This is a genomic window from Methanococcoides seepicolus, from assembly GCF_023684405.1.
GTDB lineage: Archaea > Halobacteriota > Methanosarcinia > Methanosarcinales > Methanosarcinaceae > Methanococcoides > Methanococcoides seepicolus.
On record NZ_JAGSOI010000069.1, the window covers coordinates 1 to 12,965 of the forward strand.

Annotated in this window: 16 protein-coding genes and 1 pseudogene; 8 read left to right on the forward strand and 9 right to left on the reverse strand. The window is 40.7% G+C overall.

All coding sequences use genetic code 11. The features are described from left to right. A partial coding sequence (locus tag KDK67_RS12315; protein ID WP_420846926.1) for a transposase-like zinc-binding domain-containing protein occupies positions 1 to 109 on the reverse strand: 109 nt, incomplete at its 3' end. A gap of 146 nt (positions 110 to 255) precedes the next feature. Between KDK67_RS12315 and KDK67_RS14360 the strand changes: the two genes are divergently transcribed. Together KDK67_RS14360 and KDK67_RS12320 are read left to right on the forward strand one after the other, a co-directional pair. Beyond that, positions 256 to 390: a hypothetical protein gene (locus KDK67_RS14360; protein WP_276575156.1), complete on the forward strand. Its 135-nt coding sequence runs from the start codon at positions 256 to 258 to the stop codon at positions 388 to 390. Beyond that, on the forward strand, positions 387 to 599 hold the full coding sequence (locus tag KDK67_RS12320; protein ID WP_250869085.1) for a ubiquitin family protein: 213 nt from the start codon (positions 387 to 389) through the stop codon (positions 597 to 599). Before KDK67_RS14360 ends, KDK67_RS12320 begins: the two co-directional genes overlap by 4 nt. 78 nt (positions 600 to 677) lie before the next feature. Here the strand turns inward: KDK67_RS12320 and KDK67_RS12325 are convergent, their stop codons facing one another. The 5 genes from KDK67_RS12325 to KDK67_RS12340 all read right to left on the reverse strand — a co-directional run bounded on the left by KDK67_RS12325 (position 678) and on the right by KDK67_RS12340 (position 6,002). Beyond that, the gene (locus tag KDK67_RS12325; RefSeq protein WP_250869086.1) at positions 678 to 1,052 is read right to left on the reverse strand and encodes an MreA family transcriptional regulator; all 375 of its coding nucleotides are present in this window, start codon (positions 1,050 to 1,052) and stop codon (positions 678 to 680) included. Positions 1,053 to 1,727: 675 nt separating this feature from the next. Next, positions 1,728 to 2,720: an aspartate-semialdehyde dehydrogenase gene (locus tag KDK67_RS12330; RefSeq protein ID WP_250869087.1), complete on the reverse strand. Its 993-nt coding sequence runs from the start codon at positions 2,718 to 2,720 to the stop codon at positions 1,728 to 1,730. 441 nt (positions 2,721 to 3,161) lie between these two features. Beyond that, entirely contained in the window at positions 3,162 to 4,748 is a 1,587-nt protein-coding gene (locus KDK67_RS12335; protein ID WP_250869088.1) for a sodium:solute symporter family protein, read from the reverse strand. After that, the gene (locus KDK67_RS14470; protein WP_331522285.1) at positions 4,748 to 4,867 is read right to left on the reverse strand and encodes a symporter small accessory protein; all 120 of its coding nucleotides are present in this window, start codon (positions 4,865 to 4,867) and stop codon (positions 4,748 to 4,750) included. Before KDK67_RS14470 ends, KDK67_RS12335 begins: the two co-directional genes overlap by 1 nt. 310 nt (positions 4,868 to 5,177) lie before the next feature. Next, positions 5,178 to 6,002, reverse strand: a complete 825-nt coding sequence (locus KDK67_RS12340; RefSeq protein ID WP_250869090.1) for a molybdopterin synthase — start codon at positions 6,000 to 6,002, stop codon at positions 5,178 to 5,180. A 131-nt stretch (positions 6,003 to 6,133) separates the two neighbouring features. Between KDK67_RS12340 and radC the strand changes: the two genes are divergently transcribed. Both radC and KDK67_RS12350 read left to right on the forward strand, forming a co-directional pair. Then, positions 6,134 to 6,823 carry a RadC family protein gene (gene radC, locus KDK67_RS12345; protein WP_250869092.1) on the forward strand — a complete coding sequence of 230 codons (690 nt, stop codon included), beginning with the start codon at positions 6,134 to 6,136 and terminating at the stop codon, positions 6,821 to 6,823. 151 nt (positions 6,824 to 6,974) lie between these two features. Further along, the gene (locus tag KDK67_RS12350; protein WP_250869093.1) at positions 6,975 to 7,205 is read left to right on the forward strand and encodes a hypothetical protein; all 231 of its coding nucleotides are present in this window, start codon (positions 6,975 to 6,977) and stop codon (positions 7,203 to 7,205) included. 276 nt (positions 7,206 to 7,481) lie between these two features. On the opposite strand, the gene KDK67_RS12355 is transcribed toward KDK67_RS12350, so the two are convergent. Together KDK67_RS12355 and KDK67_RS12360 are read right to left on the reverse strand one after the other, a co-directional pair. After that, entirely contained in the window at positions 7,482 to 7,811 is a 330-nt protein-coding gene (locus KDK67_RS12355; RefSeq protein ID WP_250869095.1) for a DUF3467 domain-containing protein, read from the reverse strand. Between the two features lie 4 nt (positions 7,812 to 7,815). Continuing rightward, positions 7,816 to 8,283 carry a winged helix-turn-helix domain-containing protein gene (locus KDK67_RS12360; RefSeq protein WP_250869097.1) on the reverse strand — a complete coding sequence of 156 codons (468 nt, stop codon included), beginning with the start codon at positions 8,281 to 8,283 and terminating at the stop codon, positions 7,816 to 7,818. A 120-nt stretch (positions 8,284 to 8,403) separates the two neighbouring features. Here KDK67_RS12360 and KDK67_RS12365 point away from each other — a divergent pair, with 120 nt between their 5' ends. The 3 genes from KDK67_RS12365 to KDK67_RS12375 all read left to right on the forward strand — a co-directional run bounded on the left by KDK67_RS12365 (position 8,404) and on the right by KDK67_RS12375 (position 11,503). Beyond that, positions 8,404 to 8,940 carry a hypothetical protein gene (locus KDK67_RS12365; RefSeq protein WP_250869099.1) on the forward strand — a complete coding sequence of 179 codons (537 nt, stop codon included), beginning with the start codon at positions 8,404 to 8,406 and terminating at the stop codon, positions 8,938 to 8,940. A 122-nt stretch (positions 8,941 to 9,062) separates the two neighbouring features. Further along, positions 9,063 to 9,971, forward strand: a complete 909-nt coding sequence (mmp11, locus tag KDK67_RS12370; RefSeq protein WP_250869100.1) for a methanogenesis marker protein 11 — start codon at positions 9,063 to 9,065, stop codon at positions 9,969 to 9,971. Continuing rightward, positions 9,968 to 11,503, forward strand: coding sequence for a thiamine pyrophosphate-dependent enzyme (locus tag KDK67_RS12375; RefSeq protein ID WP_250869102.1), 1,536 nt, complete (start codon positions 9,968 to 9,970; stop codon positions 11,501 to 11,503). The genes mmp11 and KDK67_RS12375 overlap by 4 nt, the downstream gene beginning before the upstream one ends. A 58-nt stretch (positions 11,504 to 11,561) precedes the next feature. Here KDK67_RS12375 and KDK67_RS12380 read toward each other — a convergent pair whose 3' ends face one another. Beyond that, the gene (locus KDK67_RS12380) at positions 11,562 to 11,843 is read right to left on the reverse strand and encodes a hypothetical protein (protein WP_250869104.1); all 282 of its coding nucleotides are present in this window, start codon (positions 11,841 to 11,843) and stop codon (positions 11,562 to 11,564) included. 419 nt (positions 11,844 to 12,262) lie between these two features. Here KDK67_RS12380 and KDK67_RS12385 point away from each other — a divergent pair. Beyond that, a pseudogene (locus KDK67_RS12385) lies at positions 12,263 to 12,965 on the forward strand (transposase); the annotation flags it as partial.

A 12,965-nucleotide genomic window follows, 5' to 3' on the forward strand; every position in this document is an offset into this window, starting at 1 on the left:
TAATCTCCACTGAATAGTTATACCCACAATCATGGCATTTGTAGCGTTGACGTCCATCGATTTTACCGTTCTTTTTATGATTGGAGCTCTTGCACCTGGGACAGTTCATGCATAAATATAGGTCCTAATAACATAAAAACTCTACTTAAATACCAATGCCCCTCATTTTAATTAGTACTAAAAGTAGTTCGATGGGTCAGGGGTTAGAAAAGATTAATTACTATACGATACAACTTATTTACTGAGGTGAAATGTATGTCTAAATGTGGTAAATTTAACAAACGTGATTCTGAACGTAAAGGCGAAAAAAAGGTTGAGCTTTTGGATGATAAATTGATACACGAAAACCTCGACGATCTCAAGGGAGAGGGTGGTGAAGTACTAGATTGAGCACAACAATTAAAGTCAAGATATTTCCTGATAACCCGGATGGACATATAATAAACGTTCCTGATGATTCTACGTATGAGGACCTTCTGAATATTATGGATATCAATCAGGAACTTGTTATTTTATTAAATGATGGAAAAGCTGTCCCTATCGACGATATAGTTGTCGAAGGTACGGTCACCATCTTAAAAGCGATATCCGGCGGTTAAAAACAAAGCTGATCAATACGATCTAGCCAAAAAGTAATGATTTAAATAAAAGTTGGATATCCTTATATTGGATATCCTTTATTTTGCAAGATCCTTTAATTTATCTATTATACGCATTCTTGCATCGTTCTCTTCTCGGATCTTTGCCTCATAATGTTTTACAATATCATTGAAAGGTGTTTTCAAAGTGTAGATCTTCGTAGGTCTGCCTTTACCTGTAACCTTTTCATTATGGATCGATATCCAATCGTGCTCGCGCATTGACCTCATTGCAACACTAACTTCCGGTTGACGGAGTCCAGTCTTCATCTCAATTTCTTGAGATGAGGCTTCGCTCACATTTGAAAGATAGGCCACAGTAGTCGCAAGGTTGCGCGTCATTCCCAAACTCTTCAACGAATCGATAATCTCTTCGCTAGAGTCATCTAATAGCTTTCCACCAGTGCTAATCATGTCCATCACCGTACCAATTATATATAAAGCACATTAAGTACCCAATTTAAGATATGCGATTATTATATTTAAATCCTCATGTATCACAACATATAGCTATGATTTTGGAATGAATGCACAATGATATATATAAGCTTTATTATAAATCGCAAGGACATTTCAAATATTGTGCTTAAAGTTATATAATATTTTATGCAAGTATATAATTATTTATTATACTATTGAATGATATTCATAGAATTTAGTCAATACATTAAAAGAGGGCGTACCATTCGCATCTTTTTAATTATATATTTTTTAGATTCATCTACGTTTTCTTAATATTATTTCCAGATATACGACAATGTGCGCACCTACTATGTCAATATAATTCAACATTTTCAACATATTTCTAAAATGTTGGGGGCTTCGGTATTAAGGTTTTGCAGGATTATAATAAAATGCTCATCAAGAATACATTTATATTCCATGTAAACAAATTGAACATAGGCAAAAGTCAAAATTTCAATTATGAAATAATCTATCTATCCCCTCTAAACTTCGTCATATGACTTTTGCCTCTCGATCATATACCATTGCAATGTCAACTGAGGGATAGTTGGCTTAAAGATCAAAAAAGTAAATGGATGAAAGTCACAGACGACCTTCGATTATTTTTATATTAGTATTTTTATATTAGAGCTTTTCAGCAATTTGAACAGCATTCAAGGCTGCTCCCTTAAGGATCTGGTCACCGCAGACAAAGAACTCAAGCCCGTGGTCTCCAAATACAAGGTTCTGTCTTATTCTGCCAACTTCCACATCATACTTTTTAGTAGCGTTCAATGGCATTGGATAGATATTGTTCTCAATATCGTCCTTTAATTCAACACCTTCGACTTGTCCTAATAATTTTTTTGCATCAACTGCATCGATCGGTCTTTCTGTCTCTATGACAATGCTCTCACCATGCACTCTCATGGTCGGTATCCTTACACAGGTACAGCTGATAGGGATATCTGGTTCCGAGAATATCTTCCTTGTCTCCCAGACTACCTTCATTTCCTCACGGGTGTAATCGTTTTCCTGGAAACTGTCAATATGGGGTATCGTATTGAAAGCGATAGGATATGTAAAGACCTTGTTCTTAACCTCTTTACCTTCAAGATAGTTCTTCGTTTCTTCGGTCAATTCGCTCATGCCGGCTGCTCCAGCCCCGCTGGTAGCCTGATAAGTGCTGATGATGACCTTCTTCAACCCATATTCCTTATGAAGTGCGTATAAGGGGATCGCTGCAATGGCAGTTGTGCAGTTCGGGTTGGCAATAAGCTTAGAATCTCCGATTGCATCGGCATTTATCTCGGGTACCACCAACGGAACCTCATCATCGTATCTGAAAGCACTGCTGTTATCGATAACATAGCAGCCGGCACTTGTTGCCTTATCTGCATTTTCCTTGCTCCAGTCACCGCTTATCGCAAAAAATGCAATATTCAGTTGTGAATAATCTGCCATATCAGCATTTTCAATAGTAATAGCTCCAAAAGGAGTATCTATTGTCTTGCCTGCACTTCTCTCTGATGCAAAAAGCCTTAGTTCTTCCACAGGAAAGTTCCTATCGTGTAGTACTTCTATGATTTCCCTGCCTACTGCACCAGTAGCACCCATAATACCTACTTTGTAGCTCATTTTATTTCACCATTAGTTTCTGGAAGTTCATAGAATCCCAATTCTTAAAAAACCTATCGACGATTCAAGTTCCAATGCTGAAACATTTTATTGTCAACAAAGGTTTTTCACAACATTTTCATTTATGATAATATAAAATATCTTCTAATATCTTGGTTGATCTTCATAAGCGTTAAATTTATAAGTAGGAATCGGCAATGAGAATCCTGTTATATCAACAAAACCATATTTAGCGGGGGCAATCAGATATCCTTGAAGGTTGAGGTCTGGCAGATATTTCTCATATTGACAATAGCTTTGCTTTTTTGGTTTCTTGAATGTTTCTTATTCGGATGGATCTGATCTTAAAAGATCATATTAATGGAGCTATCCCTTACAAAACTTCCATTTATAAACAAAAAAAGAAGTGGATGGTGTCATCCACTAAGAATTCTTCAAAGTTCATTTCCCATAACAGTCTTTTAGATGCTCAGCTGAAGGTGGTGTTGTAGCAAGGCTTACGACAATTGCAACGATCATTGCAATTGGAGTTGCCACAATTATGGGGTCGACAACTGTCCAAGTACCCGTAAGCAAGGTATCCACTCCAAAAAGGGCTTTGCATATGCCAAGAGGTACTGCTTCCTTTGAATGTATGAATGTCAGCCAGAACAGGCTTCCTGCTGTACCCACCAGAAGACTTGCAATCGCACCTTCCCTTGTCATCCTCTTCCAGAACAATGCACCTACGTACATGGGTAGGAAAGCCGCTGCACAGAGACCGAAGAAAATAGCAGTTGCCCTTGCGATGATGCTTATGGGCAGTATATATGCAAGGATAACACTTGTAATAATGGTCAAAGCGATCCCAAGCCTCGTTATGTTCACCGTCTGCCCGACCTCCCCTTTCTTGATGAACTCGCGGTAGAAGTCATGTCCAATAGCTGTTCCCATTGTATGGAACTGTGAGCTCAACGTTGACATTGCAGCTGCAAGAAGTGTCAGCATGAACAGGACTACGAACAGCTCTGGCATGGCTCCGTTGATGAATTCCGGAATTATAAGGTCAGTATTTCCCTTGGCAGCTGCAACTGCAATAATTCCCTGTGTTTTCTGGAAATATACGTTTGAAAGTGCACCCACTGTAAAGGCTACTCCGGTCATCATCAGTATGAATGGTCCGCCTACAAGTACAGCACGGCTTAATGCCCTGTCATTCTCAACGGTCATGTATCTGACGGCAAGCTGTGGCTGTGCAAGAACCCCTATGCCTACACCAAGGACAAGTGTGGATACCAATGTCCACCAGATCGGTGATCCGAACGCTGGCATGGTTGTCCAGCCCAAATGTCCTCCGGCAACAAGTGACTCAGGTACAAGTCCTGTCATGCCTGAAAGTGCTTCGTGTGCTGCCGTTACACCACCAAGCTTGATGTATGTAAGTGCAAGAAGTACGATCATTCCAATGAACATAAAAGCGCCCTGCAATGCATCGGTGTACATAACAGCAATCAGCCCGCCGGTAATGACATAAGCAGCTACTATGATCGCCAGTATGAGCACTGCAATATCATAATTGACTCCAAGCGTGGTCTCAACAAAACGTGCTCCGCCTATCAGAACAATGCCTGCATAAAGGGGCATGAAAATACCAATGATGGCTCCTGAGAATCCCTGTATGAAGCGTGACTGGAAACGTTTGCCTAAAAACTCCGGAAATGTTACGGCATTAAGGCGGGCACCCATACGCCTTGTGCGTTTTCCGAATACAACAAAAGCAATGAATATACCTACGACGATGTTCATCACTGCCAGCCAGAGAAGACCCATCCCCAAAGCTCCTGCAGCTCCGCCAAAACCAATTATCGCAGAGGTACTAATAAATGTCGCACCATAAGAAAGTGCAAGAATGTAGGGATGAATACTTCTTCCGGCTACCATGTAGTCGTCTATTTCTTTCGTTTTTTTGTATCCAAGTAATCCAAGGTAGAAGATTATCATAAGATAAATAAGTACGATCACTCCAAGCAAGGGTGTGCTAACTGCCATTAAAGTTCCTCCTGCTCTTCTTCATTCCATTTCAATAAACCATATACTATACAACCCAGGGCACTTATGATGCAAAGCACATAAGCCATCCAGATATAAGGGTCATCTATTCCTAGCATAATTATCACCATTTTTAATGTACATTAATTATGTCACATGTTAACATAAGCCATACATTAATGTTTCGTAGATCATTTAATGGAATTTATAGTAGACCCAAAATATATTAGAATAACATATCGATATCAGAACAAAGTATGGAGTTTTATCAAAATAAAAATGAATAAAATGAAGGAAATTAGGAAAACCAACTTGGATCCAGCATGCCAATAGATCTTGAAAATACTTCCCGAGAACAGTGAGTTAATGATGCCTGGTCATTGGACCATACATCATTTTCATATTTTTATATTCGATATTCATATAGTTTCAGGCATGGTCATGGACCCAGAAATTACCATCGATGGTTATCTCTTTTTTCCATATGGGCACTTCTGATTTCACTCGATCCAATGTCTCACTAAGAGCTGCGAACAGTTGCTGTCGGTGGCCTGCTGCTATCACGATGTATACGATATCTTCAAGTGGCATTATCCTTCCGGCTTTATGATGAATAAGAACATCGATGATACCCTCTTGCTGCATCATTTCTTCCCGTATCTTTTGGATGCTGGCATCTGCGACCTTATCATACTTCTCGAATTCGAGCATCCGGGTCTCGTAATCCTCGTTATCCACCCTTACGATTCCGATGAAAGTACCTATGCCCCCTGCTTTTACTATGTTGGGATTTGCTCTGACCTTTTCTATAAGGGAATTGAGTGTGACGCAGTCCGGTTGTTCCATTAGCAGTGTGACGATATTTTCAAGGTCCCAGTCGGCCTTTTCAGGAAGTCTTGCAATAACATTGGAAACGTCCTCATCCATATCTCCGAGAACGACCTTTGCAACATCACTGTCCTTTGCACCTTCAACGATGGCAAAATCCATTCCTGCATCAGCAAGTTCATCCAGTGCTTTTTCAAAAGAAGGAGTACGGCTAATGGTCACCAGTTCCCTGTCCGTGACGGCAGTGACCATGTCGGCACCGGAATCGAAATGTTTGCCGGTATCAGTGTTCGAATCATCAAGACGATGGTCAAGCATCAGTTTGACCGTTCCTACACGACCAAGTTCTGAAAGTTCCTTTACCATTCGGGTAACGAAGGTCGTTTTCCCTGTGTTCTTGTAGCCTATGACTGAAATGACTTTCATGCCCATTCCTATTCCTGATTAATATATATAAGTACGGTGAACGGGTGGCAAAAGTTTATTCTTTCTAAAAATATAAAACAAAAATTTAAATGTCGATTGCTTTATATTAATAAAGAATATTACTCTGTTACATGTGTGGATATCAGGTAAGAATACATGACATGCCATCGGAAGATCGGCCAAGAGAGCGCTTGTTGAAACATGGTCCCGGTTTTCTTTCTAATGCAGAACTGCTTTCCGTTATTCTTCGTACAGGGTCAAAGGACGAGAATGTGGTCAGTATGTCCAGTCGTATCCTCTCGGAATACAATCTGAAACAATTAAGCCAGGCGAACATCAGCCAGCTCACAAAGATACGGGGTATCGGTCCTGCCAAAGCTACCCAGATAGCAGCGGTCTTTGAACTGGCGAGAAAACTGGAGATCTTTACAGATGATCCTAAAAGAAAGATACGCTCAGCAAACGATGTATATTCCCTGCTCTATCCTAGACATCGCGAATTGAAAAAAGAACATCTTACAGCCCTTTATCTTGATACGAAGAACAATATCATCAAGGAAGAGGTGATCTCCATTGGCAGCCTGAACGCAAATATCGTACATCCGCGTGAAGTGTTCAAATCAGCTCTTATGGAATCTTCAGCGTCCGTCATACTAACACATAATCATCCCTCGGGTGACCCCGCGCCAAGCAGGGAGGACATAGCTGTAACGGAAAAGCTCGTTGAAGGCGGGAAGATTCTTGGTATAAGTGTCTTGGACCATGTGATCATCGGGGATGGAAGGTATGTCAGTTTGAAAGAGGAAGGTTACATAAACTGATGGCTGAAAGTCTGCATTGAAGTTACCCTGGGCAGAACTGATAGCTGCAATGTATGGTGGCCTGTGGAATGAATCAGTGCTTTCAAGTACTGGATAGGTTTCTGGAATACCAGTAACTTCTGCAGTCTGTGTATTGTAGATGTATGGAATTATGCCACTTACTTCTGAAGCTGAACTCGGATATCTTGTTTACTGCAAGAATTCGAACATCAATGTCAACGGCGAAGAAGTCGATGGAAACTATACGTTCAAGCGTTTTGTTCACGATTTGGGAGCAGCAACGACTCGCATTGAACTGGGAGAACTCATTGACAATGTCACTGACATGCTCGGTGAATTCTATGCTAAGAACAGAGTGAATAATGCAATTTTCATCTCATGAGCTACGAAAAGAAGCTCCTCAATCCAGTAGCATACTACTGGTACATGTATCAACACCTCGGCCTGAAGAAGATGCTGGGTAAGACAGACTCAGGGTATCCTCGTCGACTTGCACTTGGGTGGTGTTCTCATCGCGAGAAAGAGATTGTTGTCTGCAAGATAGGTAACTGGCAGCTTCGGCATAATGCATGAAATTGGAATGAAGCATACTATACAGGAAGGGTTTGTGATGCATCCTTGGGGGATGAAAAGAGGTAAAAGATTATTGTAATTAATCTTATTCCTCTTCTCCATACATCTCCATGATTCCTTGGGAATGCACGTCATCCAATACATTTTGAAGTGCTTTGGCGAATTTCTGTGCAGCTGCGTGAGACATATAGACTCGTGTTGCGTTGATGAGCAATTCGTTTTCCATTCTGACCCCCGGTAGTTCTAGAAAATCTATATGTACATCCCGGTTTGCCACATTTATGGATGCGAGATTTGAATATTTTGTATGTGTAACATTGATCCTGCTTGGGATATCTGAGGTATCGTATAGCTTATTGATATCTGCCTGACCGGTTACTTTTTCTTCTTCCTCTATTTTTTCTTCTTTAACCATTCTATCAAACTCCCATAATGCTTATAGTTTTATTTAAATGTCCATTTTCGACTCTATATTTGTCCTGATTGGGAATTAGATTGCTTGCAACCTCGACGGTCTTTACAACCTCGAGGGTAACTTGCTCCGGTTTCAGAACTTTGACTGTGGTCATTAAATTGTTGACAAAATCTTCCCCAAATTCGGTTACGTCATAAAAGGAGAAATTGTTTGTATCTTCTTTTTTGACATATTCGTTTTTGACCAATCCTGCTTTTTGTAGGTTTTTGATGTGATATGTTAGTTGGCCACTGAGTTCTGTTGGTATTTCTAGCTCTTTTCGAATTTCTGAAAATGATAATTCACCATATTTGAAGAGAACAAGAAAAGTAGCCAGTCCTGTATTACCACCTAGTGCTTTCATTGCTCGCCTAAGTTCAGAAGGCATTTCATTAGCATATTTTTCTATGCTTTCGGTTTCATTTGTAGTCATACTAATCCCTCCAACTGGATTATTTTCATACTTTGACTGAGGCAATGTGTAGAATTTACTATACTTAGTACAATTCATTTTACTACTATTTATTTATGTTGTAAAAATTGTATGCACTGTGTGCTCTCTCAGAATGATTCTAACCGTTGGAAGAAGTTCAAAAAACAAACCGAAGAATCCTTCCTTTCTCGCAAAGCCGAGCTTCTTATCATAATTTATGGTGCATATAAACCTCTGGTAGAAGAAGAACGTTTAATTGCACTTCGAGATTTCCTAAAAGATGAAGGTTATGTCAGTACTTACATCGTTAAAGAATTTCCTACTGATGGTAATTCCGTCAGCCCCAACCTTTCCAAAAGTTTGGAATGCTTGGAAGTTGCCGACTTGAACATACTCGTTTTTACATGTCGCGGAAACACGGACAGTGTTACAATAGAATTAAAACATGCGATAGATAACGATTTGCTTTCAAAATGCAAGGTGTTTGAAGAAGTACATAATGGGATTACTGCCATGGGTACTTTACCAAAAGAGGGGCTCATCGCTGAGAGATACGAAGTTGTACAATTTGAACGTCAAAACGACAATGATCTGCACGAGCACGCGTTGGGTGATGTGTTAGCCTTTTTTACAAAATTTGCGAAACGCCACATGTAAGTATTTTTCATATGTATATGGGATAGAAGCGAATTGGTCTTCATGCACTATATTATTTTTTATCACTTATGATGAGCTTTCAACAAAAGCTTTAAACCATTACCCATAATTCATCCAATCAGATGAAAGAAGTAGAACTTACAGATCCTTACACGATCCCCTACAGGGGAATCTATGTGGTCTGTGATGAAAATAACGAGTATGCAGAGATAATCGAGCATACGAATTGCTATAGTGGTGCTGCATGGTCACGCTTCCACTATGCCCGGTCACCCCTTGTACAGAAGGCACGTGCAGTGGGCAACATGAGCCGCTACCTCGTGAAAGCTGATGTTTGCGATCTTACACTTAAGCCATCAGTGGCTGCTGCCGGGATCGAATCGGTTGTGGTTGACGGGGATGAGGTATCCATCACCTATGCAGGGCTTGGAGGCGGAGGCGTGGGTGCCACGAAATGCAGAGCATTCGCACAGGGAGTGCTACGCTATGATGTGGGTGACTCAGGTGGCGGAAAGGCTGCCAAAGGCACCATAGTCGTTCCAAGGCGGCAGCGTGTGCTTATCGGGATAGATGATACCGATACGAAGGAAGATGGAGCGACGTGGTCAATGACACACAACATTGCTACGGCACTCAATAGCAATGAATCCGTCTATCTTTCCCATTCCCTTGTTCAATTGTTCCCTGTCTCAGCTAAAACACAGAACTGCGTATCCACAGTGCTTGAATTTGGTTGTGTGAGCGAGGAAGCGAAGGAAGAGCTCCTTGAAGACATGAAAAATGCACTTCTCAAATACAGCGTGTCCGATGAGACCGGTATGGTGGTACTTTCCTCGTTCGAGGCATCCCATATGGAAGAATACAGCACCATGTGTCGCAGCGGAGAGCTGACCAAGGATATTGCAATGGAACATGCACGCAAGAATGGTGTTGATATCTGGCTCGATGGCAATGGTGTGATAGGTGCCTTGGCATCCCTTGCATGGTTTGCCCGTCCTGATGAATCAATTGATCTGGAAGCTAAGTTATGAACGTTCCTGAGGGTCAAAATGAACCTGTGGAGGTCACGGGGCTTGAAGCCCTTTATGCTGCAGCCATGGACTGTGGTGTAAAGATGATAACGGCAGTTGCCGGATTTCCCACGACAGCAGTGATCGAACATTTTGAAAAGAACAGTCCCGCTGACGTCACCACCCTGTGGATGACCAATGAGAAGGCTGCACTGGAGACCGCACTCGGTGCTTCCGTTTCAGGCAGAAGGGCACTGACCATCACAAAACACGTTGGCATGAATGTCCTTTCCGACCCTCTCATAACCTCTGTCACACATACGATCGGCGCAGGACTTGTAATAATAGCAGGCGATGATCCGGGGGTCAGAGCATCCCAGAACGAGCAGGATTCACGATGGTACGGTGAGGTGGCAGAGGTCGCGGTGTTCGACCCGTCGAACCCGGATGCTACATACAAGTCACTTATCAGAGCATTCGAACTCTCCGAAAGTACAAAGACCCCTGTTATAGTCAGGATAACGGATCGTCTGGAAAAAGCCACAGGTCCTGTCACAAGATCCGAGGACATTAAGAAGACAGAAGCTACATTTGACAGGTCTGTCTGGAAGCTGACAATGCGTGGCAAGCACCAGCATTTTCACATAAATGTACAGCCATTGCTTGTGGATGAAGCAGAGAACACTTCTCTGACACGATATGTTAAAGCAGGCAAGACTGGCATAATTTCTTCTGGCTATCCCTCTTTGCTTGTGGATGAGCTATTGTCCGAAAGACAGCTTGAGGTTTCGCATCTTTCACTTAATGTTGTATCTCCGCTTCCTGTTAGGAAATTAAGAGATTTCATATCCGACCATGAAAAAGTTCTCGTTATTGAGGAAAGTGAAGCCTTTATCGAATCCCATATCAGTATCTGCGAGAACGTACTGGGAAAAATGAGCGGGCATCTCCCATATGGTCGCATTGAAAAAGAGCAGATCGGTTTTGCGATCGAGAACATCGATAAAGATAAGGTAACTGAATATACTTTTATTGAGACCATTGGGGGAAGAGGTTCACGTTCTTTGTGCGAGGACTGTCTTTTCCTGCCGGTCTACAGAATGCTTCATGATCTGGATATTTTCATAGCGGGTGATATGGGCTGCTCCATACGCAGTGCCCCTGCACCCCTTGAAGCCGTTGATGTCGGATTTGCACTTGGTGCTGCTATTTCCACAGCTACAGGTTTCGATAAAAAGTCCGTTGCTGTCATAGGTGACTTCGGACTGTCACATTCCGGCATCGTAGGCCTGATAAATGCTGTCGAGAACAAACGTGACGTGCTCGTGATGGTGCTGGACAACAGGACAGCAGCAATGACAGGCGGACAATCCACACCTGACCTTACTGAAGCTGTAAAAGCGCTCTGTGATGATGTCACTGTCTTTGAGTTCAATGATCCGAAGCTTGCTGGTAGCAGGATAAAGGAACTTGAAGAGCTTGTGAAGGACAGGCTTGCCGTTGATGGGGTTTCTGTTATTTATGTAAGGGCTGACTGTGTTCTGTATAGGTGAAGAATGGGGAATTTGGATGGCTTTTTTGATATATGTTGGGTTTATAACCTCATTTAGATCATTTCAACTCTGAAGATTTTAGAGAAACTCGAAAATCCCAATTTAATTTATTTTTATTTACAGGTGAGAAATCACATCTGACCATCGCTTCTTTAAACTGCTTATTTGTGATAAAGAAACCATCTGGTGTTTGTTCAAAAAGAAGTTTGAGTGCATAACTGGCGTAAATATCATTTGGTATTTTTTGTGGCAGTATATTTAACGTTATCCAATTATCCAGGGCTTTTTTTTGAATTCCGGGTAATTCGTATTCATTCGCATCTTTTTTTCTTTTTGTCACATTGATACTGAATGATTTGGAAATATTTAATTCACATCCTCTTTAACAAAGAACACTTCCTCTATTATGGGACTTTTGAAGCTTTGAAGTATAGGCGAGAAATAATCGAAGTGCTTTTTTATAGCGTACACTTTTTACACGTTTATATATCTCTGCGTAGAAAGTAGGGTATATAGGTAACTCAAAAAAACGCAACCCTTTTAAAAAAATCGATTAGTTTGCAAATCCTTGTAATTTTGGAAGTTCAATTCATACACTTGTACAATTTCGGGGGGATATATACAACTGAAAATATGGCAACACTTTTTTTCGCAATACGTAAAAAACAAATTATAAATAATTTCAGTACTTCGCTAATTTTACTATCAGCATGAAATAATGTCATTCGATAGCTATATATGCGGCGAAAACGCCGCCATATGTCATTTCAACTTCCCAATTCCAAGAACATTCCCAGAGTTGAACTAAGATCAAAAGAATGTATTGACACTGTTCTAAAGCCACTTACAGATAATATTAAAATCAAGATCAATGGTTCACTTACCTGTAAAGATCTTTTTCATACTACAGTATGTATGGCAGTAGATAAGGGATCGGTTCATTCCATTTCAAAACACTACCAAAAAGTAGTATGTGAGACATCGATACGACATAATTTCCAAAAACTGGATCTTGATAATCTTATTCGAATAAATGAAAAGATTCTACTTCAAGAGGCTCTTAAGATTTTGGAATAAGGAAAGAAATATGCATTCGCTATCGATTTTACTAATGACCCTTATTATGGACATACTGATTCATCTAACGAAAACTATGTGATACGCAGTCAGTCTAAGAAGTCAACAAACTCATTTTATTCATACATCTCCCTTTCCATCATAACCAAAAACAATCGATTTACTGTATCAGTTCTTCCAGTAGAAAAGAATAAAACAAAGGTAGATTACCTCAGATACTTCATTGATTGCATAAAAAAACTGAACTTCAAGGTCAAGGTCCTTTGTTTAGACAGGGAGTTCTATTCAGTAGATGTGTTTGAGTTCTTGCAAAATAAAAAGATTCCTCATATAACTCCTGTTGTAAGAAGAGGAAAGAAGATAAAAAAGATGCTTATCGGAAGGA